Source organism: Hymenobacter nitidus, from assembly GCF_020447315.1.
Lineage (GTDB): Bacteria > Bacteroidota > Bacteroidia > Cytophagales > Hymenobacteraceae > Hymenobacter > Hymenobacter nitidus.
Genome location: NZ_JAJADQ010000005.1, coordinates 257,002 through 281,965 on the forward strand (window position 1 = coordinate 257,002; position 24,964 = coordinate 281,965).

Below are 24,964 nucleotides of genomic sequence, written 5' to 3' on the forward strand. Positions count from 1 at the left end.
AAAGAGGCCCACGGAAATCCGGCCTCGGGTGGCCCTTGTACGGCTTCGCAGGAGTTTTGGCGGCCGGTGCTGCCGTCGCCAGGTCAAAAACAGCTGGTGTGGCGCAACGCCGCGGGCGGGAAAGACAACACGCGGCGCCCCGGAAACGTGCCGGCTATTGAGGCCGGGGAAACACCGGAATGAAATGCCGGGCCCCGCCCCCCGCTTCCAGGCGCGGGTGCTTGATCTTCTGGTCGTCGTAATAGTAGGAGCTACTCATGTACTGGATTTCCAGCGTGAACAGGGCCGGGGCCGAAGGAGCGGCCAGCAGGGCGGGACGCGGCACTACAGCCCGCCGGTTCTGATTGTCGAGCCGGACGATGGATGCGTCGGTGGCGCGCAGCGAATCCAGGTTGGCTGAGCGGGGGCTGAGCGTATCCATACCCGCCGTGACTTTCAGCAGCTGATATTCCTCGTCGTAGCCCTTGGGAATGGTCAGAGCCAGGCGGGCCGGCCCCGGCTGCTGGTAGAGCGACTCCAGGGCCAGCCAGTAGCCCAGCTGGCCGGAGTTGGCGCTGGTAGCAGTGTAGAAGCGGAAGCCTGGGTGCAGCACTTCGGGGCCGGGCTGGCGGCTATTTAGCTCTTGCAGCCCCACGGGCTGGCCGTTTTCGAAGAACTCCATAAAATCGTGCGGGCTGCCTTGTTTCGGGTATTTGAGCTGCTGCAGCTGGCCGGGCCGCAGCTTCACCCGGAGCAGAACTTTACCGGTCGAAACGGTTTCGAACTGCGTGTTTACCGCCCGAAAGCGCAGCAGCCGGATTTCCAGCTCTACCTCCTGGGTCGACTGGTTGTAGAGCAGCAGGCGGTGGGTGAGCCTGGGCGTCTGCTGCTCCCACACGTCCCACGCCAGAAAGTTCTTTGACCGGATGCCCACCACAATCTGGCTGGCCCGGGCGGGCAGGTGGAGGAACAGAAAAAGCAGGAATAGGGCAGTGCGCATAGAGTGGGGAAAGAGCGGGAACAGGTCGGCAATAAACCGGGGCAAAGGGGCAAAGCGCGGAAGGCGGGAAAATAAAAACGGGAGCCGAAGCCCCCGCTTTAGTACGCCGTAAAAGTCAGGCTTGCCCCGGCTGACGCTACACGCCCTGCATTTCGGGGACGCCGCTGGCCGGAATCACCAGCTTGCCAGCCGTGGCGGCCTGAATCTGCTCGACGCTTACGCCGGGGGCCCGCTCACGCAGCACGAAGCCGTCGGGCGTCACGTCGAGCACGGCCAGCTCGGTCACGATTTTTTTCACGCAGCGCAGGCCCGTGATGGGCAGGGTGCAGGCGGGCAGCAGCTTGCTGCTGCCGTCTTTGGCTACATGCTGCATGGCCACGATGATGTTCTTGGCCGAAGCCACCAGGTCCATGGCGCCGCCCATGCCTTTCACCATCTTGCCTGGAATCTTCCAGTTGGCAATGTCGCCGTTTTCGGAAACTTCCATGGCGCCCAGAATTGTCAGGTCCACATGCTCGCCCCGGATCATGCCGAATGAGTCGGCGGAGCTGAACAGGCTGGAGCCGGGCAGCGTGGTTACGGTTTGCTTGCCGGCGTTGATCAGGTCGGGGTCTACCTGGTCGTCGGTGGGGAAGGGGCCCATGCCGAGCAGGCCATTTTCGCTTTGCAGTTCCACGTTGATGCCGGCTGGAATGTAGTTGGCCACCAGCGTGGGAATTCCGATGCCGAGGTTGACGTAGGAGTTGTCTTTTACTTCCTGGGCTATTCGTTTGGCAATGCCGTGTTTATCAAGCATGTGGGTGGGAATGGAAAGAGTGAAGGGCTAGAAAGGCGCCGGGGTTAGGCACTTTCCCCGCCGGTGGGGCCATAGAGAATGGCCCAGGTGGCAAAATCGGCCGAAAACACCTCAAAGAAATGGGGCATACCGGCCGGAATAAAAATCAAGTCGTTGGGGTGGCACTGCACCATTTCGCCGGCGCGGTTGAGCACCGCCTCGCCGCTGATGATGACGTAAACCTCATCCTGCGGGTGGGGCGTCTGGGTGTCCACCTCACTGGGCGCGAAATATTCCGTCCGCATGCTGCCGTGGCGCAACAGTACCGTGAAAGGCGGGTTGCCTTCCTTCCGAATCTTAGCCTGGGCCTGCTGGAGGGAAATAGGAGCGTCCATTACGATAGGGTTAGGTGGTAGCGGCGCGCACGGTCCGCTGCTCAATGCGCTTCTCGTAGTCTTTGCCCTGGAAAATACGCTGCACGAAAATGCCGGGCGTATGAATCTGGTTGGGGTCCAGCTCGCCGGCGGGCACCAGCTCCTCCACTTCAGCTACGGTAATTTTGCCGGCCGTGGCCATCATTGGGTTGAAGTTGCGGGCCGTGCCCTTGAAAATCAGGTTGCCGGCCGTGTCGCCCTTCCAGGCTTTGACAAAAGCGAAATCGGCGTGCAGAGCGGTTTCGAGCAGGTACATCTTGCCGTTGAACTCCCGGCTTTCCTTGCCTTCGCCCACCTCGGTGCCGTAGCCGGCCGGAGTGTAGAAAGCCGGAATGCCCGCCCCGCCGGCCCGGCATCGCTCGGCCAGCGTACCCTGCGGAATCAGCTCTACTTCCAGCTCGCCCGACAGCAGCTGGCGCTCAAACTCGGCATTCTCGCCCACGTAGCTCGAAATCATCTTGCGCACCTGCTTGGTTTGCAGCATCAGGCCAATGCCGAAATCATCAACGCCGGCATTATTGCTGATACAGGTAAGGTTCTTGACGCCCAGGCGCAGAATTTCCTGGATGGAGTTTTCGGGAATGCCGCACAGGCCGAAGCCGCCGAGCATCAGCGTCATGCCGTCGGTGAGGCCGTGCAGGGCCGCCTGGGCATCGGCTACTACTTTATTAATCATAGGGTGGGGAAGGAGGGTTTGCGGGTCGAAAATAGCAAGTTGGCCGGGAGTAGGCGCGGCGCGGGCCAAAAAACGTGCAGTGGCGGCCATGGTTTCGGCCGGCATCATGGGGTGAAAACAAGCAGTCCGGTCGCCTTTCCAGACAACCGGACTTTAGTCAGGGGTAGAGAATTCTGAACGTCATGTCGACCAACGGGAGACATGACGTTCTGTTTTGAGTAGCAAACAACTCAGCCGCCTACCAAATGCTGGCGGGCCAGGTCGGCGTCTTTGGCTAACTGGGCTTTCAGCTCGTCCAGGCCGTTGAACTTCTGCTCGTCGCGCAGGCGGGCTACCAGCTGCACCGTGAGGGACTGGTCGTACAGGTCGCCGTCGAAGTCGAGCAGGTGGGTTTCGATGGTCTGGTCGAGGCCGCCCGATACGGTGGGGCGCACCCCGATGTTGAGCATGGCCTGGTGGTGGGTCCCGGCGGCCGTGGTGGCCATTACGGCGTACACGCCGCGGGCCGGTACCAATTTCAGGGGCTCTTCCACCCGCATGTTGGCCGTCGGGAAGCCGATGGTGCGGCCCAGTTGCTTGCCGCGTACGACGGTGCCGGTCAGCGGGTAGCTGTAGCCCAGGTAGCGGTTGGCCGTCAGAATGTCGCCCTGCTCCAGGGCGCGCCGGATGCGGGTGCTGCTCACGGCCACCGCGTCCACGTCCTCGCGCGGAATTTCCTCGACCTCCATGCCGTAGCGCTCGGCATGCTGGCTCAGGTACTCGAAGCTGCCCTCCCGGTTTTTACCGAACCGGTGGTCGTAGCCAATCACCAGCTTTTTGGTGCCCACCGTGTCGAGCAGAATGTGCTGGATGTACTGCTCCGAGGTCAGCTCCGAAAATTCCTTGGTAAAAGGCACAATCAGCAGGTAGTCTACGCCAAAGTCGGCCAGCTGCCGACTGCGCTCTTCCAGGGACGACAGCAGCTGAATGTTGAGCGGCTGGGGGTGCGACAGGGGCGGGGCCAGCACCAGGCGCGGGTGGGGCCAGTAGGTGATGACCACCGAGGGCCCGCCGCTGTGCTGGGCTACTTCCAACAGCCGTCGCAGAATCTTCTGGTGCCCCAGGTGCACGCCGTCGAAGGTGCCGGTTGTGACGGCGGCATTGCCAAGGTGGGGAAACTGCGCCGGGTCGTGAAAGACTTCCATCGGAGGGAAATGAGTGAAGCGGTGAATGAGCGAATCCTCGCCGGGAATAGCTGTTTACGAAGCGGAGTCCGCCGGGTCTGAGTCGGTCGGGGCGCTGCTGGCCTGAAAGTATTCCAGACCGGCGCGCTGCTCGGGCCGACGCGGCTTGGGCTGCCGGGCAGGGCGGCCCGTTTCGCCCTCGGGCCGCGGGGGGCGCAGGGCTTCCAACGTTTCCAGGGTCAGGGCGTCTTCCACGCGGTACTCACCGATGCGGGTGCGCACCAGCCGGGTGAGGTGGGCCCCGCAGCCCAGGTGCTGGCCAAAGTCGCGGGCCAAGCTGCGGATGTAGGTGCCTTTGGTGCATACCACCCGGAAGTGCACGTCGGGCAGGGCAATGCCGGTCAGCTCAAACTCTTTGATGGTAACTTCCTTGGACTTGATTTCGGCCGTGTCGCCGCGGCGGGCCACTTCGTAGGCGCGCTCCCCGTTGATTTTCACGGCCGAGTACAGCGGCGGCGTCTGCTGAATCAGGCCGGTGAAGGCCAAGGCGGCGGCCTGCAGCTGCTCGGGCGTGAGGTGCGCGTAGGGCAACTCGGCGTCGACGGGCGTTTCCAGGTCGAAGGAGGGCGTCGTCTGGCCCAGGCGGAAGGTGCCGGTATACTCTTTTTCCTGGGCCTGAATCAGGTCAATCTGCTTGGTTTTCTTGCCGGTGCACAGGATCAGCAGCCCGGTGGCCAGCGGGTCGAGGGTGCCGGCGTGGCCGATTTTCTTGATGCGCAGCGTGTTCTTGACTTTGCGCACCACGTCGAACGAGGTCCAGGTCAGGGGCTTATCAAGCAGCAACACCTCACCGGTTTCGAAGTCGAAAGTGCGCGCAGGAGTAGTTTCTTGGCTCATATCAGGTGCAGGTCGATGCCCAGGGCAATCATTACCAGAATAGTAAGGCCCACGATGATGCGGTAGAAGCCGAAGGCACGGAAGCCGAATTTCGAGACGAAGTTCACAAACGACTTCACCGCCAGCAGGGCCACGATAAAGGCGGCCACGTTGCCGAAGGCCAGCAACTCGAGGTCTTCGGCTTTGGGCGCATTCACCTTGTAGGTTTTGTACATCTCGTAGGCCGTAATCACGAACATAGTGGGCACGGCCAGCAGGAAGGAGAAGTCGGCGGCCGAGCGGCGGTCGAAACCCTGGGCCAAACCACCCACGATGGTTGCGGCCGAGCGCGACACGCCGGGCACCAGGGCCAAGCACTGAAACAAGCCGATTTTGAGGGCCTGCAGCGTGCTGGGCGTCGTCACCTGCTTGCGCGACTCGCTAAACCAGCGGTCCACGAACAGCAGCACGATGCCGCCCACGACCAGGGAAGAAGCTACCACCGTCACGTTCTTCAGCAGATCGGTAATGACGTCCTTGAGCAGAAAGCCCAGCAACCCGAAGGGCAGAAAGGCCACGGCCAGCTTCACGTAGAAGTCGAAGCTCTGCAGAAAGCGGCGCCAGTAGAGCACCACCACCGACAGAATAGCGCCAAACTGGATGGAGGTAATGTAGGTTTCGGTGAAGGGAAGCTGCCCGATGCCCAGCAGGTTGGCCACGATAATCATGTGGCCGGTGCTGGAAACGGGTAAAAACTCGGTTAAGCCTTCGACAATAGCCAGAATCAGGGCGTGCCAGTAGTTCATCTAGGGGCGCTTGTAGGTAGGAGCCGTGGGAGCCGGGGCTACGGGCGCGCCGGGCTGCGGCGCGGTTTCGGCGCGGGTCACCGGGTCGGTAGCCACCGGGGCGGGGCCGCCGGGCTTGGCCATGATGGCCCAGAACTCGATGATAAAGCCCACGGCCAGCAGAATCGGCCCCAGCGTAATGCCCAGGAACCCTTCGCCGTAGTCGGCCGAGTCCAGCGTCATGGTAATAAAGCCAGCCGCCAGAATAGCCAGCCCGAGGTACATCAGGCGGTAGTTGCGCGGCCCGAAGGCAAAGCGGGGTGTTTGTTTCGGTTCCATATTCGTTGTTGTTTATTCAGTTTTGGGTTGTGGCGGTGGTTACTCACGTGTTTTGATTGCAGAGCAGACAGGGGCAGCAACCAAGACCGAAGTACAACAAGCCAATCAATACAAATCGTCGAGCGACATGCCCAGGTACTTGCGCACGGCGCGGTAGGAGCTCAGAAAGCCGATACCGCAGCCCAGCAGCACCATGCCCACCATCAGAGCCGCAATCAGGCGCTCATCGCGCAGCAGGCGCAGCTCCTCCAGCTGCAGATAGGCGTATTGCAGCAGGGCCAGCAGCAACAGGGCAGCAATAGTGCCGCTGGCAAAGCCCTGCCAGGTGGCCCGCCGCAGAAACGGCCGCTGAATGAAAAAGGACGTGGCGCCCACCAGCTGCATGCTCCGGATCAGGAAGCGCTGCGAGAACAGGGCCAGCTTGATGGTGTTGTTAATCAGGACGGTAACGACCAGGGTGAGCACCAGGGCAAAGCCCAGCAGCACCAGGCTGATCTTACGCAGGTTCTTGTTGACCGAGTCGATAAAGCTCTGCACGTACTCCACCTCAAACACGCCCGGCTCGGCCCGCAGCTCCTGCACGATGCGCCGCATCTGGGTCGAATCGGTGAACTCAGCGCTGATTTTCAGCAGGTAGGCGTCGCGCAGGGGATTGTCGCCCAGAAACTGTTCGGCGTCTTCCCCGGTCTGCTCCAGAAACTGCTTGGCGCCCTCTTCCTTGGACAGAAACCGCACCTGGGGCTGGTCGTTCTTGTAGGCTACATACTTCTTGCGGCTCAGATCCTGCTGCAAGCGAAGGAGTTGCGTCTCAGGCAGGTCACGGTCCAGGTACACCTGCATTTCGATGTTCTCCTTCACCAGGTTGGAGAGCTTATGCGCGTGAATCAGCAGCAGGCCAAACAAGCCAATGACCAGCAAGGACAGCGTAATGCTGAACACGACCATCAGGTGCGGGTAGCTGCCAAGCTTTTTCTTGCGGGTCGGGCGGTTTTGGGCCATGCGGGCAAAAGTACAAGGAACAATTAGGAATGAGAAGCCGGGACGAAAAGCAGGGCCGGGCCGCTGCCCTTATAAAACCGTCCGCGGGTCGTCGTCCACGTTCAGTACTTCGCGGGCTTTGCGGGCGGCGGCTTCGCGGCGACGCAGGCGCTTGCGCGAAAACAGCTCCCGGAACGAGTCGAACTGCTCGGTGTGCAGCAAGCTGACGCCAGCCCGGGCCTGGTTGGTCAGCGTCGACAGGTCGTTGAAGTCGCGCGGGGTGGTTTCGTAGCGCAGTTTGGCCCGGAACTTCCCGTCGGGGCGCAGGTAGTACTCCAGGCTCAGGTCGCCGAGCAGGGAGGCCTGGCCGGTGGCGTTGGGCGTGGTGCCGGGGGGCGTGTTAGCCGGCGTGGCCCCGTTGCTGAAGCCGCCTTCCCGCGTCACGCGCAGGCGGCCGTTCAGGAAGCTGTAGCTCAGGCGCACTTGCAGGGCCTGCAGCTGCTCAGCCGACAAGCCGTTGATGTTGAAGTCGATTTCCAGGTTCTGGTCAATCTGGGAGGTGAGCAGGCCCAGCTGGGTGCTCAGAATCTGGCCCAGGCTGTTCTGCACCGTGTTGTCGTTGCCCCGCAGGCTGATCTGGGTGAACTGGCCGGGCGGGGAAAGCTGCTTAAATACCAGCAGGCTAAACACCTGACGGTTAAGCTCCTGCTCGTCGTTGCGCAGCGAGGAAGTAAAGGCCGTCAGGTCGCCTTCCAGGGACGAGGGTGCATCGTTGAATTCCAGATTCAGGCGAATGGTGGGCAGCAGCAGCGGGCCGGTCAGGTTCATCACGGCCGTTACCGGCACCACGGCCCGGCTGTTCAAAGCCGCCTGCCCCAGAATCGGGGCCAGGGAGGTGCGCTGGGTGTAGGCTGCCGTCACGTTCATCTCCCCGGCCAGCGGGTCGCCGTTCCAGGAGATAGTGCCGCCGGGGCGCACTACGAATTCCTTGTTGATCAGACCCTGCAGGGTGAAGTTGTAAGCCCCGCGCACTATTTCAATCTGCCCGAACATGTTGAAGTCGCCGCGCGTGTCGATGTTCAGGCGCAGCTGCCCGGCCGCCGTGCCCCGGATAACGTCGCCGGTGCTTTCGTCCAGCAGAATTTCCACGTAGGCGTCGGGCGTCACGTCCAAGTTCATGTTCAGGCGCAGGCCCGAGAGGTCAATCTGGCCCGTGGCGGCCGTGGGCACCTTCACCGTCGTGAGCGTGTCGGCCAGGTTGCGGTTCACAAACTTGATGTAGCTGGCCTGCTGTGCCTTGGCCGCGTTGTCGAGGGGCAGGGAAAGGCGGGTGCCCGCGTCGCTGCGGGCGCGCACGTTCACCACCAGGTTGTCGGTGGGGCCGAAGACTACCGCGTCGCCGGTGGCGTAGGCCGTGCCGAAGTACAGGTCGTTGTCTTTGCGCGTGGTGTTGAGCACGAGCAGCTTGTTGAAGTTGGCCCGCAGGCCGAGACGCATATTCTCAAAGCCCTTGTGGAAAATGTTGCCGTCGAGCACGCCGGAGTTGCCCAGCGGGTCGCGCAGGCGGATTTCCCGGAAATTGATGCGGTCCTCAGTGAAGCGAATCCGGTCGGCGAAGGTGTAGGTGGTGCCCAAATAGATGAAGGTGAGCTTGCCATCCGTCACATCCACGTTGCCCACCAGGTTGGGGGCGGCCAGGCGGCCGGTCAGGCGCAGGGTGCCGGCAGCCGTGCCGCCCATGTCCTTGAACAAGGTATTGAGCAGGGGCTCGGCCAGCTTCACGGGGGCATTGTCGAGCACGGCCGTCAGGTTTAGCTGTTGCTCCTTGGCCTGGGGGGCGTAGGTGCCGGCCACCCGCACCACCCGCAGCTGGTCGCGCAGCACGTCCATATCAATCAGCAGCTGGCTGTTGCGGTTGTTCCACTCGCTGCTGCCGCGCACGTTGCCGATGAGCACGTTGTCGAATTGCAGGGAGTCGACACCGAGCGTACTGTTAATTTTCAGGGGGCCATACACGCCGCTAATCGTGCCGGCGGCATTCACACGGCCCGAAATGTTCTGCTTGGTCAGGGAATTGAGCGTGGTCAGGTCCAGGTCTTTCACGGCCAGCTGCAACTGCTTGGCAGGGTCATTGGAAATAAAGCCCTGGGCGCTGATGCTCTGGGCTCCGTTGCTGAGCGAGAGGTTCTGAATGTCGAATTCCTTGCCCCCGCCCGAGATGATAACCGAGTTGTCGGCGGCAATATTCCAGTCCTTGCCCAGCAGGTTCACGCCCGACTGCCGGAATACAATCTGGATGGCCTCGGGCAGAAAGGCCAACGAGCCGTTGATGGCCGCTTTGTTGGTGGAGTTGCTCTGGGCCAGGGAGGTGGAGAAGTTGATGCGCTCCTGGTCCCAGACGCCTTCCACGTAGAAATTCTGGGTGTTGCCCAGCCCCGGCAGCACCTGCCGCTCGGAGGTAATGTTGGCCTGGGCCAGCACCTCGGGCTGGTAAGGCAGCTTGGACGTGTTGAATTCAAAGTCCGTATCGAACACCCGCACGCTGTCGTACTGCACCCCGTCGAAGTGGCCGGCCAGGGAGAAAATCGAGGTGGGGCCGTTGCGGAACGAGCCTTCAATGCGCGAGAAGTCCGACACAGTGAGGCTGGGCAGGAACAGCTGCAGCACCGGATTGGCCTGCTTCAGGTACAGGTCCAGGTCAATGGCGTAGTCCGGAATGGGGCGCTGCTGCTTGCGGCGGTAGTAGCTGGCAATGGCCGCGTCGTTGCTTTCGAAGTTGAGCTGGTACTCGGTCAGCAGGGTCTGCACGTCGCGGGCTACGGCCGTGAAGTTGAAGTTGCCGAGGGCCGTCAGATTCAGCACTTCCGAGCGCACCGTGAGGCGGCGCTGCACCCCGGTGCGCTGACTGACCACGTCGAACGTGTCAATCGGCACGGTGCGGCCGGCAAAGCTCAGGCGAGAGTCGCGCAGAATGATGCGGCCAATCAGCTCATCCAGCTTCAGGCCCTGAAACTGCACATCGGCCGTGGTAGCTACCACCACGCTTTGCTTGGTCAGGCCCAGGGCGCGCAGGTCGGCGCGCCGCACCCGGGCTTCCACGTCGAAGGCCTGGCGGGCCTTGTTCAGGTCGATGGTGCCGTTGGCGTCGAACTGCAGGTTAGGGTCATTCACAGCCAGCTGGCCGTCGAACGACTGGCGGCTGAACTGCCCGTTGGTGGTAATGTTGCGGAAGCGGTAGCCGTTCAGCCAGATGCTCTGCACGCTGGCATTGGCCTTGAGGCGGGCCCGCTCGGGCGTGAAGCCCACACCTTCCACGCGCCCGTTCATGGTGATGTCGCGCACCATGCTTTCGTCGCCGAGCAGCTTGCCCAGCTGAAAGGCCGTGGTTTTCACCTGCCCTTCATACGTCGAGTAAGCCGGGTCGGTCTTGAACTTGATGTTCACGTCCGAAACCACGTCGCCCAGGGCGGTGCGGAAGGCGCCGTTGGCCACAAAGTCGTTGTAGAAGCCCAGAAACTGCCCGTTCAGACGCACGGTGCCCAGCCGGGCCACGTAGGGCCAGCCCGAGGCCGGAATGTAGCGCCGGATGTCGCGCCCATCTATGACGGATGGCTTCAGGCGCATCTCCACGAAGCTTTCCTTCAGATTGGGCAGACCCTGCACGTTGATGTTGCCCCGCACGTGGGTGTTACGGCCGTATGTGATGTCCAGGTTTTTGGTCGTGAAGTTCTTCACGTAGCCCTTGGCCTCGCCCGAGAGCAGCACCGTTTCCTTCAGGTCGCGGATAAAGGGCTGGGGCGCAAACAGGGCAATATCGTCGGAGTACACCCGCGCCGAATCCAGCTTGGCCGTAACTTTTACCGAGTCGTTGAAGTCGACGAAGTTGAGGAAGTGCTCAAAGTTGAACTTGATGTAGGGCCGCAGCTGGCTGTTGCCCACACGCAAATCCAGGGCGGCAAATTCCCAGAACTTGTCGGCATAGGTCATGTTAGCCGTCAGCTCCTTGAGGCGGGTTTTCGACGGCGTATCCACGGCCCGCAGCCCGTCAATCTGGGCGTGAATCGTGTCGCCGCGCAGCCACAGCTGACTCACGTCGCCGTAGATGCTGTCGATGTACATGTGGGCGTAGTCGATGGTGCGCCCGTAGCTTTCGGCCCGGGGCTCATTGCGCCGGTCAAGTACAAAACGGCCGTTGCGCAGCCCGATGGCCTTGATCTGAAAGTCGAACGGCTTGGAAACCTTGGTGGTATCGGTGGGGCCTACTAGGCGCTTGACGGCGGCCAGAAACTGAGTCAGGTTGGTTGAGTCCGGGCTGTTGGCGTAGGTTATCTGCGAAAACCGTGGCTCTTCCAGCGTCAGCTTGCCTACGTGCAGGTGGCTGGGGTCGAAGATGGAAAACAGCTCGATGTCGGCGTCGGCCTTGCCAATGTGGAACAGCTCACCGCCCTGGCGGTCCAGCACCTGCACGCCCTGCAGCACCACCCGCGAAAAGGGCCGCACGTCCACGCTGCCCACGAGTACGCGTTGGCCCAGCTTTTCCGTCAGAATGGCCGCCGCCTTCTGGGCCAGGCTGGTTTGCACGCTCGGCACGCGCAAAGCCACCAGCGCGCCGCCCACCACCAGCCCCAGTAGCAGGAGCAGGCTCAGCAGGATTTTCAGCGTGACGGATAGAAAGCGGGGCACAGACGGGAACTGGGAAATGTTGCTAGTACGGACGAAGATGCGGGATTTCAGCTAATGGCTGCCTGAAGGGCAGCAGAGTTTGCAAAAGCAGTTCTGCCGCGCTTTCGGCGCACTACGAATTCAAGGACACTTTGCCGACGTGTTGGTTTAGTGTTTTAAACGACCTTTGCACTAAAATTATGCAGCCTGCCCCGCGAAAACCGCCCGGCGCGCCGCCTGTACCTTCTGAACCTAACCGCATGCAATTCCCAGTCATTCTGGCCATCGAGTCTTCCTGTGATGATACGTCGGCCGCAGTAATGGCCGGTGGCGAAATCCTTGCCAACGTGGTGGCCACGCAGCAAGTGCACGAACAATACGGCGGCGTGGTGCCGGAGTTGGCCTCGCGCGCCCACCAGCAGCACCTGATACCGGTGGTGCAGGAGGCCCTGCGCCGGGCAAAGGTAGATAAATCCGCCCTCGACGCGGTGGCCTTCACCCAGGGGCCCGGCCTACTGGGCTCCTTATTAGTAGGCAGCATGTTTGCCAAAACCTTCGCCCAGGCCCTAGATAAGCCCCTGATTGCCGTCAACCACATGCGGGCCCACATCCTGGCCCACTTTATCCGGGCGCCGCGGCCGGCGTTTCCGTTTTTGTGCCTCACCGTCAGCGGCGGCCACACCCAGCTGGTCATCGTGCGCGGCCCGATGGACATGCAGGTTATCGGCCAAACCATCGACGACGCGGCTGGGGAAGCCTTCGACAAAACCGCTAAGCTCCTGGGCCTGCCGTATCCCGGCGGCCCCCACTTGGATAAGCAGGCCCGGCTGGGCAACCCCACACGCTTCCCGTTTCCGGTGGGCGCTATGCCCGGCTACGACTTTTCCTTCAGCGGCCTGAAAACCTCGGTGCTCTACTTTCTGCGCCAGCAAACAACCCAGAATCCGGACTTCGTGCAGGAAAACCTGCCCGACCTCTGCGCCAGCATTCAGCATACCATCATCCAGACCCTGCTGCGCCAGTTGATCCGGGCCGCGCAGGACAATGGCCTGACTCAGATTGCCCTGGCCGGCGGCGTGGCCGCCAACTCCGGCCTGCGCGAGGCTCTCACGCAGCTGGCGGCCGAGAAAGGGTGGGAGGTGTTCATTCCCGACTTCGAATTCTGCACCGACAATGCCGGCATGGTGGCTATGACGGCCCACTTTCAGTACGAGGCCGGCGACTTTGCCGCCCCGCTCGTCAGCCCCGACCCGCGCCTGAAGCTGACGTAATACCCGGGCGAAATTCGCCGCATCCGGCGAATTTCCGTACCTACGCTACTCTATAGTAACAGTACCCACCGCGCAGCTCCGGCTCCGCGGCGGCTTTTGCACCCCATCATGGCCAAACAAAAAGACGATACTCCCAAGCGCGTAAACATTGTGAACCGCCGCGCCAGCTACGAATACAGCTTCCTGGCCAAATACGACGCGGGCATGATGCTGCAGGGCACCGAAATAAAAAGCATCCGCGACGGCAACGTGAACATGCAGGACGGCTTCTGCACTTTCCACCCCGACGGCTCTTTGTGGGTGCACAACCTGAGCATCTCGCAGTACACGCTGGGTACCTACAACAACCACGAGGTGAAGCGGGAGCGGAAGCTGCTGCTCAATAAAAAGGAGCTGCGCCAGCTGGCCAACAAAACCCAGGAGCAGGGCGTCACCATCGTGCCCATTCGCCTCTTCGTCAACGACCGGGGCTTTGCCAAGCTCGAAATTGCGCTGGCCAAAGGCAAAAAGCTCTTCGACAAGCGCGACGACATCAAAGCCAAAGACCAGAAGCGCGAAATGGACCGCGCCCGGGAATACTAAGCGGTGGAATAGTAAGTAGGGAAATGGTGAGTTTTAGGGAGGATATTTGGCCGACTGGCTTTTAAGCGGGAGTTTCGTGGATATTTGCAATAATTCGGTGACGCCCGCTCGTGCATTTCAGCCCCGCTGAACGACAACTCACCATTTCACCATCTCACCATCTCCCCATCTGTGAACCACGGAATCTGCGCCCTGAGCGTCGTGCCGGTGCGGGCCGAGCCTGCGGATAAAGCCGAAATCGTCACCCAGCTGATTTTCGGCGACTGTTACACCGTGCTGCTTACCCAGGGCAACTGGCAGCAAATCCGAACCGTGGCCGACAACTATGTGGGCTGGATGGACCCCAAGCAGCACCAGCCCGTGTCGGCAGAGTATCTGGCGGCCTGGAGCGCCCAGGACCATCCCCGCAGCCTCGACGTGGTGCAGGTCGTGAGCAATGCTCAGGTGCGCATTCCGGTAACCATCGGCGCCCGGCTGCCCTTTTTCGACGGCATGACCCTGCGCCTGGGCGAGGAAACCTACTTCTACAACGGCGCCGCTACCAATCCCCAGAACGGGCACGGTCTGCAGGGGCCCGCCGATAAGCGCCTGGCCCTACTGCTCAAAGCCGGCAACATCTTCCTGAAGGCGCCCTACCTGTGGGGTGGCCGCAGCCTCTTTGGTATCGACTGCTCGGGCCTTGTGCAGCAGCTCTATGGCCTGATCGGCGTGCAGCTCCCCCGCGACGCCCGCCAGCAGATTGACCACGGCCGCACGGTGCACTTCGTATCGCAGACCCAGCCCGGCGACCTGGCCTTCTTCGACAACGCCGAAGGCAATATCGTGCACGTGGGGCTGCTGCTCGACGACCAGCAGATTCTGCACGCCAGCGGCGAGGTGCGCATCGACCCGCTCGACCACAACGGCATCTTCAACCGCCAGCGCCAGAAATACTCCCACAAGCTCCGCCTCATCAAGCGCATCCTGGATTAATGTGCTCAGGTGCTAATGCAGAACTCGTATCCTTGCGAGGCGTAAGCTGAAGCAATCCTTCCTCTGCGCAGTACAGCACGCTTTTTTACCAGAAAGCCCTTCCCCGCACGAGCAGGAAAGGGCTTTTCAGTTTAGAAAGCTCCGCACATTTCAGAGAACGGATTGCTTTGGCTGCCCCTCGCAAGGACGCATTAGGTATGCGCATATCCGCGGCACATTACCCACTGCAAACGGGCTATATAGTAGCGCTTCGCAACCACTTTCATCCGAGGAAACTTAAGCTTCCAGGTATTGTTAATACGCTTAGAATCATCTAGCTTTCGCTGTATCAGATGATCATTTCTTCGAGCGTATGGACCAAAAAGTGCTAGTTCTCAATGGCGACTACACCGCCATTACGCTGTGCAGCGTGCAGAAGGCTTTTGTGCTGCTCTTTCTCGACAAAGCCGAGATGATAGCCAAGTCGGACCACGGGGTGCTGCGTACGATTTCGCATGCCTATCCCAAACCCAGTATCATTCGCCTGCAGCGCTACGTGCGGGTGCCCTACAAGGGCATTGCCCTGAGCCGGCACAACATCATGAAGCGGGACCATTTCGAGTGCCAATACTGCGGCTCCACTAAAAACCTGACCCTGGACCACGTGCTGCCCCGCTCGCGCGGCGGCGAGTCGTCGTGGACCAACCTGCTGACGGCCTGTGCCCGCTGCAACCACGCCAAGGGCCACCGCACACCCCCCGAAGCCGGCCTCACCATCCGGCAGGTACCCAAGAAACCAACGCTCTCTGGTTTTCTCAGGCTTAGTGCTGGCACCATCGACCAGAACTGGCATCCGTATCTGACCAACTAACGCCGGGAGCAGCTGCTTCCGGCTTTTTTTTGCCCGCCTCGCAGTATGTGCAGTGTGGGGCGGAGGTGGTTGTTTGGTAAAGGCCGGCAGGAGGTAAGTAACAGACTGGCAGGGCGAACCCGGAGTTTGGAGTGTCGAGCTGCTGACCGGAATTGTACAAAATGTGGGGGTAGCGCACCAATTTCGCGGCGGCTGCTGTTTAGTACAATATCTTTGCAGCAGTCCACCCATTTACGCTTCATGTCAGCAGTACCCAAGTTTGCGGCTTCCCGCTCTTTTCACACCGAGTTAAAAAACCGCATCAACGCCTACTTCGAGGAATCGGGGAAGGAGCAGACCGGCACCACCAGCCTGTTCGTGAAGGCGATGGTTCTGACAGTAGCCTTCGTAGCGCTGTACGTCCACGTGGTGTTTTTTACTCCTTCCACGCTGCTGGCCCTTATTGAGTGTGCCCTGATGGGAGCGGTAGGCTCGGCCGTGGGCTTCAACGTGATGCACGACGGCTCGCACGGCTCGTTCAGCAAGTCGAAGTTTGTGAATCAGTTTGCCGCCTTTACCCTCAACGTGCTGGGTGGCAGCAGCTTTATGTGGAACATGAAGCACAACCTGATTCACCACATGTACACCAACGTGGATGGCTTCGACGACGATATTGATGCCCAGCCCTGGCTGCGCCTGAGCACTACCCAGCCGCGCCACCGCTTCCACAAGTTTCAGCACCTGTACTTCTGGTTTTTCTACGCCCTGCTCTTCATTGCCTGGATTTTCTTCATGGACTACCAGAAGTACTTCAAGGGTAAGATAGGGGAGGTGCCGATTAAGAAAATGACGGCCACCGACCAGGGCGTGTTCTGGGGCTTCAAGGCGCTGCACCTGTTCCTGTTTATGGGTATGCCTATTTACCTGCTCGGTTTTTGGACCTGGCTGGTGGGTTTCGTGGTTTTCGCCACCGTGGTCGGTTTTACCATGAGCATCGTGTTTCAGCTGGCGCACACCGTCGAGCACGCAGCATTCCCCATGCCCCACGAAACGACCAACAAGCTCGAAGACGAGTGGGCGATTCACCAGATCAAGACGACGGCCAACTTTGCTACCGATAACAAGGTGATTAGCTGGCTGGTAGGCGGGCTCAACTTCCAGGTAGAGCACCACTTGTTTCCCAAGATTTCGCACGTGCACTACCCCGAAATCAGCAAGATCATCAAGCAGATGTGCCAGGAGTTTGGCGTGACGTATAACGAGTACCCCAAGATGCGCTACGCCGTGGCGTCTCACGTGTCGTTCCTGCGCCAGATGGGCCGGGCCTAAGCTCGACGAAACAAAGTGCAAAAGCCGGACAGCAAACCAATTGTCCGGCTTTTTCGTTGATACTGTTGACTTTCCAAAGTCCAGAGAGTAGATATCCGCAAGGTGTGGACGTCAGAATAAGCGCCGCAAGCCCTTGGCTTCCGCGTTGACCCAGGTTGCCCACCAGCCGGGTTGCACCAACCATTCCCTTGTTGATGTCACTTCCCAAGTTTGCTCCTCCGCGTAACTTTTACGCCGAGTTACGAGCCCGCACCAATCAGTATTTCGAAGACGCCGGCAAGTCTAGCACGGGCGGTTTCCGCATATTCAGCAAAGCCCTGCTGCTGACCTCGGCTTTTGTGCTGGTGTACGTGCACCTCGTGTTTTTCACGCCCGCCACGCTGCTGGCCCTGCTGGAATGCGTGCTGCTGGGTGGCATTATTTCCGCCATCGGCTTCAACGTGATGCACGACGGCGCCCACGGCTCGTTCAGCAGCAACAAATGGCTGAATCATTTCGCGGCCTTTACCTTGAACATTCTGGGTGGCAGCAGCTACATGTGGAACGCCAAGCACAACGTGATTCACCACATGTACACCAACATTGAGGGCGCCGACGACGACATCGACATCCGGCCCTGGATGCGCATGAGCCAGGGGCAGCCCCGCCACAAGCTGCACCGCTTTCAGCACCTGTACTTCTGGTTTCTGTACTGCATGCTTTACATCTCCTGGATTTTCGTGATGGACTACCAGAAGTACTTCACCAAGAAAATCGGGGATATGCCGCTCAAAAAGATGGACACGGCCGACCACCTCATTTTTTGGGGCTTTAAAGTGCTCAACCTCTTCCTCTACATTGCCCTCCCGATTTACACGGTCGGCTTTCTGGGCTGGCTGGCCGGCTTTGCCGTGACGACCTGCTTCGCGGGCCTAGTGCTGAGCCTGGTGTTCCAGCTGGCGCACACTGTGGAGCACACGGCTTTCCCAGTGCCTCACGAAACTACTGGCAAGATGGAAGACGAGTGGGCGATTCACCAGATCAAGACTACGGCCAACTTCGCTACCGAAAACCGGGTAATCAGCTGGTTAGTGGGCGGCCTAAACTTTCAGGTTGAGCATCATTTGTTCCCGAAGATTTCGCACGTGCATTACCCAGCCATTAGCAAGATTATCAAGCAGATGTGCGGTGAATACGGCGTTGAATACATTGAGTACCCCAAAATGCGCTACGCTGTGGCTTCCCACGTATCGTTTCTACGCCAGATGGGCCGGGCCGCATAAGGCTGGTGCCGTTCCGTAATCAGTAGCAATTAAAAAAGGCCCGCTCCATGAGCGGGCCTTTTTTAATTGCTACTGATTACAAATCAATTGCTACTGATTACAAATCATAGGCTTGGTAAGCCTAAGTATGGCACGTTAGCCAGCCGAATGCACACCGATAAATGCCTGTAGATCTTTGTTCAGCCGGTCTTTCTCCGTTATGAACAGGCCGTGGGGCGCGCCATCGTACTCGATGTACTGGGCGTGGGGCACATATTGTGTCATGCGCTGCCCACTCACCTTGATCGGCACGGTTTCGTCGCTGGTGCCGTGAATAACCAGGGTCGGCACTTTCACGCTCTTTAGGTCCTGGCGGAAGTCGGTGGCGGCAAAGGCGTACACGTCCTGTTCAGTAGCGCGGGGCGAGGCCAATTGGCACATCGACTGCATCCAGTCCAGCGTAGCCTGGCTCACTGGGTGGCTAAGGGTACCCACGCCGAAAAACTGCTTGCCAAAGGTGCTCAGGAAGTCGAACCGGTCTTTGCGGATACCTTCCACCATTTTATCGAAGTTCTCCTTAGGGGCGCCGTCGGGGTTGTCGTCGGTTTGCAGCAAGTAGGGCGTCACGGCCGCTACGAAAGCCACGCGGCCCACCCGGGCCCCGCCGTGGCGGCTCATGTAGCGTGCTACCTCACCGCCGCCCATCGAAAAGCCGACCAGCGTTACGTCCTGCAAATCTAGCTCGTCGAGCACCGCTTTCAGGTCGTCGGCCAGGGTATCGTAATCATGGCCGTCCCAGGTTTTGGTGGAGTTGCCGAAACCGCGGCGGGTGTAGGCAATAACGCGGTTGCCGTGCTTGGGTAGCTCGGCCAACTGGTACTCCCACATCTCGTAGGAGGCAGGCCAGCCGTGAATCAGCACTACCGGTTTGCCCTGGCCCTGGTCGATGTAGTGTAGTCTGATGTCCTGGCCATTGGTGTCCTGGCCGACTTTAATGTAGCTCATGGGAATAGGGTGTGGTTGGTTGTTGAATATTGCTTCCAGGCGTTTACTGTCGCCTTCAGGAAGGAGTTGTACCGGGCTTTGGCCTCCAAAGCGGCCATAAAGCTGAAATACACTGTAAATATGGGCGGAGAGGCGCTGAACTTGGATTATAGCACGATGAAATATTATCGTAAAAAGTGTCAGTGTGGAGTTGCGGCCGGTCATGTGCTGTCAGCATGCCTGGGCCCAACTCCATATGCCCGCTACGAAAGGCCAAGCCCTGCCTTTCCTTCCTAGTGCCCTATGAGTGCTGGTCGGGACTTCTTCCGCCAAGGCGTTTACCCGTCACAGGCCAGCAATACGCGGGGCCGGCAACTGAAGTATAGCCGGAAGCAAATAAATATGTATGCTAGTAGCATTATACTTTGATTATGGACTAGATTTGAGAAGTTTATATACCAATTCTGTGTCTTGCTGCCAGTCGGGGCAGTGCTTATATGTTTCGACTTGTTCTTCTGGTGTGTCTCGCCGCACTGCATTTTCTGCCTGCCGCCGCCCAGGATCAGCCTTACCTGCCTTACTACTCCCGGGATACCGCGCAGGTGTATCAATTGGCCGTAGCGCACCGGAATGCCATAAAAGACCACCTGGTAGTGCCCAAAACCGGCAGCAGCGAATACCGTGACCATTACCGGAAGATTGTCAAGGAAACGTCCGACGAGGTGTTCAACTCCATTCGCTACTCGGCCCTGCTCGACCCCACCGTGGAGCCCTACGTGCAGCAGGTGTTTCGTCGTATTCTGGCAGCCAATCCGCAGTTGCCGGCCACGGCTAAGCTGGTACTCAGCCGCAACCCGCAGCCCAATGCCCACGCCGTGGGCACGAGTACCGTGATGCTCAATATCGGCCTGCTGCCCCGGCTCGAAAACGAAAGCCAGCTGGCCTTCATTCTGTGCCATGAGCTGGCGCACGTGGCCTGCCGGCACATGCAAACCAGCATGCAGGAGCATCTGCTGGCAGTGCACAGCAAGGAAATGAAGCGCGAGTACCGGCGCATTCTTAACTCGGAGTACAACATCAGCTCCCAGATTAAGGCGCTGGCCCTGGGCTTTTCCCTCAACAGCAACTACCACCACCGCCGCTACGAGCGCCAGGCCGATTCCCTGGGCTACGTGCTGTTGTCGCGCACCAGCTACGATGCCTCCCAGGCCTACCGGGCCTTGGAGCTGCTCGATACCATTGACCAGCCCGAAACCGCCGGCCCACTGCCGTTATCGGCCTATTTCAACTGCGCCGAGTTTCCCCGAACCTTCGCGGCGGCCGAGAACAAGCCCAAATCCATTTTCACGGTGAAGGCAGCCGAAAAAACGGTGCTCGAAACTACCGATACGCTCAAGTCGCACCCCGACTGCGCCAAGCGGATGCGCTTCGTGCGCACCCTGGCCCGCGACCAGGTGGCGGCAGGCCCGCAGGCGGCCAGCACGCCGGAGTTTGCGCGCATCCGCCACATTAGCCGCCTAGAGGTAATCCAGAGTTGGTTCGACTACGACTGCTACGACCACGCCCTGTTCGATGCGCTGCTGCTATTACCCCAGCAGCCCCAGAATAGCTATCTGCGCTCGGTCGTGCTGCTGAGCTTGTATGAGCTGCAGCAGCATCTGCAGGGGCATACTTACAACGAAGTCGTTTCTACCATTTCCCCGCGCAATTCTGCGCCGTTCAACGATCTGCTGCGCGTACTCTACGACCTGCGCCACGACGAGTTCAAAGGGCTGAGCGCCTGCTTTGCACAGGCCAACGAGCCCGGCCAGGCCGACGAATATGCCCTGGCCGCCCGCTACGCCGCCATGGCGCTGGCGGCCGAACCTGCTACGGCCGCTTCGCTGAAGGCGCAGCTGCAGAAGCAGTACGCCGGGGGCCGGTTTGAAAAGCTGCTTTTCCCAGTGCCTCCTACCAAAGCAGGTGCTGCCCGCCACTGATTCTTCCCTCTTACATACCTCACCTATTCCCCAATTTTTACCCAACCCTTCATGTTGTTTACCAAACGTGCGGCCCTGGCGGCCCTGTTCACGTTGTCGGCGGCGGCCGGCTTCGCCCAAAGCAAAACCCTGGACGGCATCCAGAACATGCACCGCTCCGCTTTGTCGCCCATCTATGCCGGCAACGAGGTGAAAGGCTACCTGATGTTTGCTCACGGCGACAAAGCCGACCGCAAAAACGACAACTACCTGCTCGACTTCTACGACCAGGACCTGGGCAAAGTGTCCAACATCACCATTCAGAAGCCCGCCAACCGCTTCACGCTGCTCAACAACAGCTTCAACGGGTCGGCTTTTGCTTTCTACTTCCTCAATTCCAAGGAAGGAACCCTGGAAATGGAAACCTACGACACCAGCCTGAAAAAGCTCGGCTCCAAGGTTATCGAAGACCTGTCGAAAGCCGACAAGATGGTGCTGCAGGGCCAACTGCAGGGCAACACCGGCGACGCCGCCGTGATGGGCGGGGCCATGCACCTGTTTCCGGTGCCCGGCCAGGGCTTCGTGCGCAACAGCTACACCGGCATGATGAAAGGCTTTGCCCTGGTGATGTACGACGATAACATGAAGCCCAAATGGCGCTTTGCCTCCGACGAGAAATCGAAGTTCTACGAGTCAATTGGCCTCACCGAAGCTACCGATAAGTACATCCTGGCCATGAAGATGCGGCGCGACGGCGCCATGTCGCGCCAGATGACGTCCTCTATGGTCGCCATTGACGCCACCACCGGCAAGAAAGTCATGGACATGCCCGTGGAAACCAGCAAAACCGAGCAGCTGTCGCTCAGCTCCTTCACCTTCGACGCCTCCAAGCGCGAGTTTGTGGCAGTGGGCGAATACTACCGGCTCGATGACAAGCCCTTTGTCAACAAAAGCCTGGGCTTCTACATCAAGCGCTTCAATGAGGCTGGCAAGCTGGTAGGCACCAAAAACTACGGCTGGCAGAAAGAGGTAATGTCGCTGATGCCCGCCGAAGCCCGGCCCAGCCTGGAAGACAACTACGTGAACTACACCCACTCCATCGTGAAAGGCTCCAACGGTAAGCTCTACATCGTGGCCGAGCAGTTCAAAATTGTCGGCGACGGCCTGGGTATTGCCCTCACGGTGCTGGGCGGCCGCGGCGCCAGCGTATCGAAAGGCAAGGTGGCCAACATGTTCGTGTTCGAGCTGGACCCGGAGGCAAAGCTTTCCAGCGTGAAGTTCTATCCCAAGAATGTCACCAACGCCACGTTGCCCGCCGGTACCGGCTTTATGAGTGCCGGCCTGCTGGGCAGCATCATGAAATCCCAGGGCGACTTCGACTACCAGTTCATGCAGCGCGATGATGCCAACACCCAGTTCAACGTGGTGTATATCAACTTCGACAAGGAGAAGGGCGAAGATGCCAAGCTCTACATCGGCAACATTGCCTTCGGCGACAACGGCAAGTACGCCTTCGACAAAATCGATATGACTACCGGCGCCAACTATTCTTACCTGTACCCGGCCAAGCCCGGCTACGTCATGCTGGCGGGCTTCAACAAGAAGAAAAGCCAGCTGGGCATGAAGCTGGTGAAGCTCAACATCTGAGTGCCGCTCTCCCCCAACAAAAAAGGCCCGGCGCATAGCCAGGCTTTTTTTGTTGGGGTGTCAAATTTTCATGCCATCAAAGTAGTGCTTTTCAGACGCTTCAGCCCCTGGGAAACTTCCGGCAAAGTCTGTATCTTTGCCGCCCCGCCAGGGTGGCGGGGTCTGAGGCTGTGCTTCAGGAAGTTACTCATAACGCGGACCCGGATTTGATCCTAAGCCGGCCGTGTATAGTAGGATCAACCAGTATTATGGCAGTAGAAGTAGTAGACAACTTCGATTGGGACAACATTGGCGCTTCGCAGTTCGGTGGTAACTATACCGCAGAGCAGCGCGCCGAGATGGAGCAGATGTACGGCGACACGCTGACGACTGTCCAGGAAGAAGAAGTGGTAAAAGGTACCGTAGTAGGTATCACCGACCGCGACGTAATCCTGAACATCGGCTTCAAGTCGGACGGCTTGGTGCCCCTGTCGGAATTCCGCGACCTGACCGACCTCAAAATCGGTGACCAGGTAGAGGTGTTCATCGAAGACCAGGAAGACTCCAACGGTCAGCTGATCCTGAGCCGCAAGAAGGCGAAGATCAAGCAGGCTTGGAAGTCTATCTACGATGCTCTGGAGAATGACACCATTCTCGAAGGCGTGGTAAAGCGTCGGACCAAAGGTGGTCTGATCATGGATCTGGACGGCGTAGAAGCCTTCCTGCCCGGCTCGCAGATTGATGTGAAGCCTATCCGTGACTTCGACATTTATGTCGGCCGTCGTATGGAAGTGAAGGTTGTGAAAATCAACGCCGCTTTCGACAACGTAGTAGTATCGCACAAAGTCCTGATCGAGAAAGACCTCGAGAAGCAGCGCGAAGCTATCCTCAACAACCTGGAGAAAGGCCAGATCCTCGAAGGCGTTATCAAGAACATGACCAACTTCGGTGTGTTCATCGACCTTGGTGGTGTCGACGGTCTGCTGCACATCACGGACATCTCGTGGGGCCGCATCGCTCATCCGAGCGAAGTACTGCAGCTCGACCAGAAACTGAACGTGGTTGTTCTGGACTTCGACGAAGCCAAGAAGCGTATCTCGCTCGGCCTGAAGCAGCTGACTCCCCACCCATGGGATTCGCTCGTCGCCGAAATGGGCGTAGGCTCGAAGGTGAAAGGCCGCATCGTAAACGTAGCCGACTATGGCGCGTTCATGGAAATCATCCCCGGCGTGGAAGGTCTGATCCACGTGTCGGAAATGAGCTGGAGCCAGCACCTGCGCAACCCGCAGGACTTCATCAAGCAGGGCGACGTAGTTGAGGCTCAGATCCTGACCCTCGACCGCGAAGACCGCAAGATGAGCCTGGGCATCAAGCAACTGACCGAAGACCCATGGACCCGCGCTGACTTCGGCACGAAGTACGCCGTAGGTTCCAAGCACAACGGTCTGGTGCGCAACCTGACCAACTTCGGCCTGTTCGTAGAACTGGAAGAAGGTGTAGACGGCCTGGTGCACGTGTCCGACCTGTCGTGGACCAAGAAGATCAAGCACCCCTCCGAAATGGTGAAGGTGGGCGACCGTCTGGACGTGCAGGTACTGGAGCTCGACGTAGCCAACCGTCGTCTGGCCCTGGGCCACAAGCAGCTGGAAGAAAACCCCTGGGATACGTTCCAGACGGTGTTCACCCCCGGCTCGGTTCACAAGGCTACCATCACCGAGAAAAACGACCGTGGTGCCGTGCTCGAGCTGCCCTACGGCATCGAAGGCTTCGCGTATCCTAAGTCGCTGCAGAAAGAAGACGGCTCGCAGGCTGAGAACGGCGAGCAGCTGGACTTCCGCGTAGTGGAATTCTCGAAGGATGACCGTCGTATCGTACTGTCGCACACGGCTGCTTACAACCAGCAGGCTGAAGAGGATAGCCGCGCTTCGAAATTCACCAAGAAGAAGCCCGCCGGCGGTGCCGGTGCTGGTGCTCAAGGTGAAGGCAAGCTGAGCGACCTGAAGAAGCCCGCCGTAGGTGAGAAGTCGACCCTGGGTGATCTGGATGCTCTGTCCGCTCTGCGCGACAAGATGATGGGTACCGAGCGTCAGGCTGGTGAGCAGAAGCTGCAGGCTACGGCCGAGCCCAAAGCTGCCAAGGCTGAAGCTCCCGCCGCTGAGGCTGCTACTGAGGCTCCGGCCGAAGGTGGTATCCTGGCTGCCGTAACCGGTGCTGCTTCGGCCGCATTCGACAAAGTATCGGAAGTAGCCGGCGACGCCCTCGACGCTGCTACCCACTCCGCTGCTTTCGAGAAAGCTAAAGAAGTAGCTGGCGACGTAGTCGACAAAGTGAAAGGTGCAATTGCCGGCGACGATGCTGCTGACAAGAAAGACGAGGAGAAAGCCTAAGCTTATCTAAGTCAAGAGTAGAAGAGGCCCCGGAGCAATCCGGGGCCTTTTTTTGTGCCCTATCGTAATCCTTACCAGAACAGAAAGGTGTAGGCCAGGCGCTACGACAAGCTCAAGC

General features: G+C 59.5%; 20 protein-coding genes. 9 read left to right on the top strand and 11 right to left on the bottom strand.

Translation table 11 applies throughout. From position 1 onward, the window contains the following. Positions 1-154: 154 nt before the first annotated feature. The 10 genes from LGH70_RS11645 to LGH70_RS23835 all read right to left on the bottom strand — a co-directional run bounded on the left by LGH70_RS11645 (position 155) and on the right by LGH70_RS23835 (position 11,688). Positions 155-979 carry a hypothetical protein gene (locus tag LGH70_RS11645; RefSeq protein WP_226185733.1) on the bottom strand — a complete coding sequence of 275 codons (825 nt, stop codon included), beginning with the start codon at positions 977-979 and terminating at the stop codon, positions 155-157. A 136-nt stretch (positions 980-1,115) separates the two neighbouring features. Continuing rightward, the gene (locus LGH70_RS11650) at positions 1,116-1,775 is read right to left on the bottom strand and encodes a CoA transferase subunit B (RefSeq protein WP_226185734.1); all 660 of its coding nucleotides are present in this window, start codon (positions 1,773-1,775) and stop codon (positions 1,116-1,118) included. Between the two features lie 44 nt (positions 1,776-1,819). Next, positions 1,820-2,149 (bottom strand): cupin domain-containing protein, encoded by a 330-nt coding sequence (locus tag LGH70_RS11655; RefSeq protein WP_226185736.1) that lies wholly within the window; start codon positions 2,147-2,149, stop codon positions 1,820-1,822. Positions 2,150-2,159: 10 nt separating this feature from the next. Further along, on the bottom strand, positions 2,160-2,864 hold the full coding sequence (locus LGH70_RS11660; protein ID WP_226185737.1) for a CoA transferase subunit A: 705 nt from the start codon (positions 2,862-2,864) through the stop codon (positions 2,160-2,162). A 230-nt stretch (positions 2,865-3,094) separates the two neighbouring features. Next, complete coding sequence (locus LGH70_RS11665; RefSeq protein WP_226185738.1) at positions 3,095-4,048, bottom strand: bifunctional riboflavin kinase/FAD synthetase; 954 nt, start codon at positions 4,046-4,048, stop codon at positions 3,095-3,097. A gap of 54 nt (positions 4,049-4,102) precedes the next feature. After that, positions 4,103-4,924, bottom strand: a complete 822-nt coding sequence (truB, locus tag LGH70_RS11670) for a tRNA pseudouridine(55) synthase TruB (RefSeq protein ID WP_226185739.1) — start codon at positions 4,922-4,924, stop codon at positions 4,103-4,105. Further along, the gene (locus LGH70_RS11675) at positions 4,921-5,709 is read right to left on the bottom strand and encodes an undecaprenyl-diphosphate phosphatase (RefSeq protein WP_226185741.1); all 789 of its coding nucleotides are present in this window, start codon (positions 5,707-5,709) and stop codon (positions 4,921-4,923) included. Before LGH70_RS11675 ends, truB begins: the two co-directional genes overlap by 4 nt. Continuing rightward, the gene (locus tag LGH70_RS11680) at positions 5,710-6,027 is read right to left on the bottom strand and encodes a DUF3098 domain-containing protein (RefSeq protein WP_226185743.1); all 318 of its coding nucleotides are present in this window, start codon (positions 6,025-6,027) and stop codon (positions 5,710-5,712) included. It abuts the gene before it with no gap. A gap of 105 nt (positions 6,028-6,132) precedes the next feature. Further along, positions 6,133-7,026, bottom strand: a complete 894-nt coding sequence (locus LGH70_RS11685; protein ID WP_226185745.1) for a cell division protein FtsX — start codon at positions 7,024-7,026, stop codon at positions 6,133-6,135. 69 nt (positions 7,027-7,095) lie between these two features. Further along, complete coding sequence (locus LGH70_RS23835) at positions 7,096-11,688, bottom strand: translocation/assembly module TamB domain-containing protein (RefSeq protein ID WP_226185755.1); 4,593 nt, start codon at positions 11,686-11,688, stop codon at positions 7,096-7,098. 239 nt (positions 11,689-11,927) lie between these two features. Between LGH70_RS23835 and tsaD the strand changes: the two genes are divergently transcribed. The 6 genes from tsaD to LGH70_RS11720 all read left to right on the top strand — a co-directional run bounded on the left by tsaD (position 11,928) and on the right by LGH70_RS11720 (position 17,912). After that, positions 11,928-12,938, top strand: coding sequence for a tRNA (adenosine(37)-N6)-threonylcarbamoyltransferase complex transferase subunit TsaD (gene tsaD, locus LGH70_RS11695; protein ID WP_226185757.1), 1,011 nt, complete (start codon positions 11,928-11,930; stop codon positions 12,936-12,938). A gap of 108 nt (positions 12,939-13,046) precedes the next feature. Beyond that, entirely contained in the window at positions 13,047-13,520 is a 474-nt protein-coding gene (gene smpB / locus LGH70_RS11700; protein WP_226185759.1) for an SsrA-binding protein SmpB, read from the top strand. A gap of 171 nt (positions 13,521-13,691) precedes the next feature. Next, positions 13,692-14,492 carry a C40 family peptidase gene (locus tag LGH70_RS11705; protein WP_226185761.1) on the top strand — a complete coding sequence of 267 codons (801 nt, stop codon included), beginning with the start codon at positions 13,692-13,694 and terminating at the stop codon, positions 14,490-14,492. A 352-nt stretch (positions 14,493-14,844) separates the two neighbouring features. Next, complete coding sequence (locus tag LGH70_RS11710; RefSeq protein WP_226185763.1) at positions 14,845-15,342, top strand: HNH endonuclease; 498 nt, start codon at positions 14,845-14,847, stop codon at positions 15,340-15,342. A 240-nt stretch (positions 15,343-15,582) separates the two neighbouring features. After that, entirely contained in the window at positions 15,583-16,650 is a 1,068-nt protein-coding gene (locus LGH70_RS11715; RefSeq protein WP_226185765.1) for a fatty acid desaturase family protein, read from the top strand. A 194-nt stretch (positions 16,651-16,844) separates the two neighbouring features. Next, positions 16,845-17,912, top strand: a complete 1,068-nt coding sequence (locus tag LGH70_RS11720) for a fatty acid desaturase family protein (RefSeq protein WP_226185772.1) — start codon at positions 16,845-16,847, stop codon at positions 17,910-17,912. 135 nt (positions 17,913-18,047) lie between these two features. Here the strand turns inward: LGH70_RS11720 and LGH70_RS11725 are convergent, their stop codons facing one another. Next, entirely contained in the window at positions 18,048-18,896 is an 849-nt protein-coding gene (locus tag LGH70_RS11725; protein WP_226185773.1) for an alpha/beta fold hydrolase, read from the bottom strand. A 476-nt stretch (positions 18,897-19,372) separates the two neighbouring features. On the opposite strand from LGH70_RS11725, the gene LGH70_RS11730 reads away from it, so the two are divergent. The 3 genes from LGH70_RS11730 to rpsA all read left to right on the top strand — a co-directional run bounded on the left by LGH70_RS11730 (position 19,373) and on the right by rpsA (position 24,846). Then, positions 19,373-20,854 (top strand): M48 family metallopeptidase, encoded by a 1,482-nt coding sequence (locus tag LGH70_RS11730; protein ID WP_226185775.1) that lies wholly within the window; start codon positions 19,373-19,375, stop codon positions 20,852-20,854. Between the two features lie 51 nt (positions 20,855-20,905). Next, a complete protein-coding gene (locus tag LGH70_RS11735; RefSeq protein WP_226185777.1) occupies positions 20,906-22,480 on the top strand; it encodes a DUF6770 family protein in 1,575 nt (524 codons plus the stop codon). 248 nt (positions 22,481-22,728) lie between these two features. Further along, on the top strand, positions 22,729-24,846 hold the full coding sequence (gene rpsA / locus LGH70_RS11740; protein ID WP_226185779.1) for a 30S ribosomal protein S1: 2,118 nt from the start codon (positions 22,729-22,731) through the stop codon (positions 24,844-24,846). Positions 24,847-24,964 lie beyond the last annotated feature (118 nt).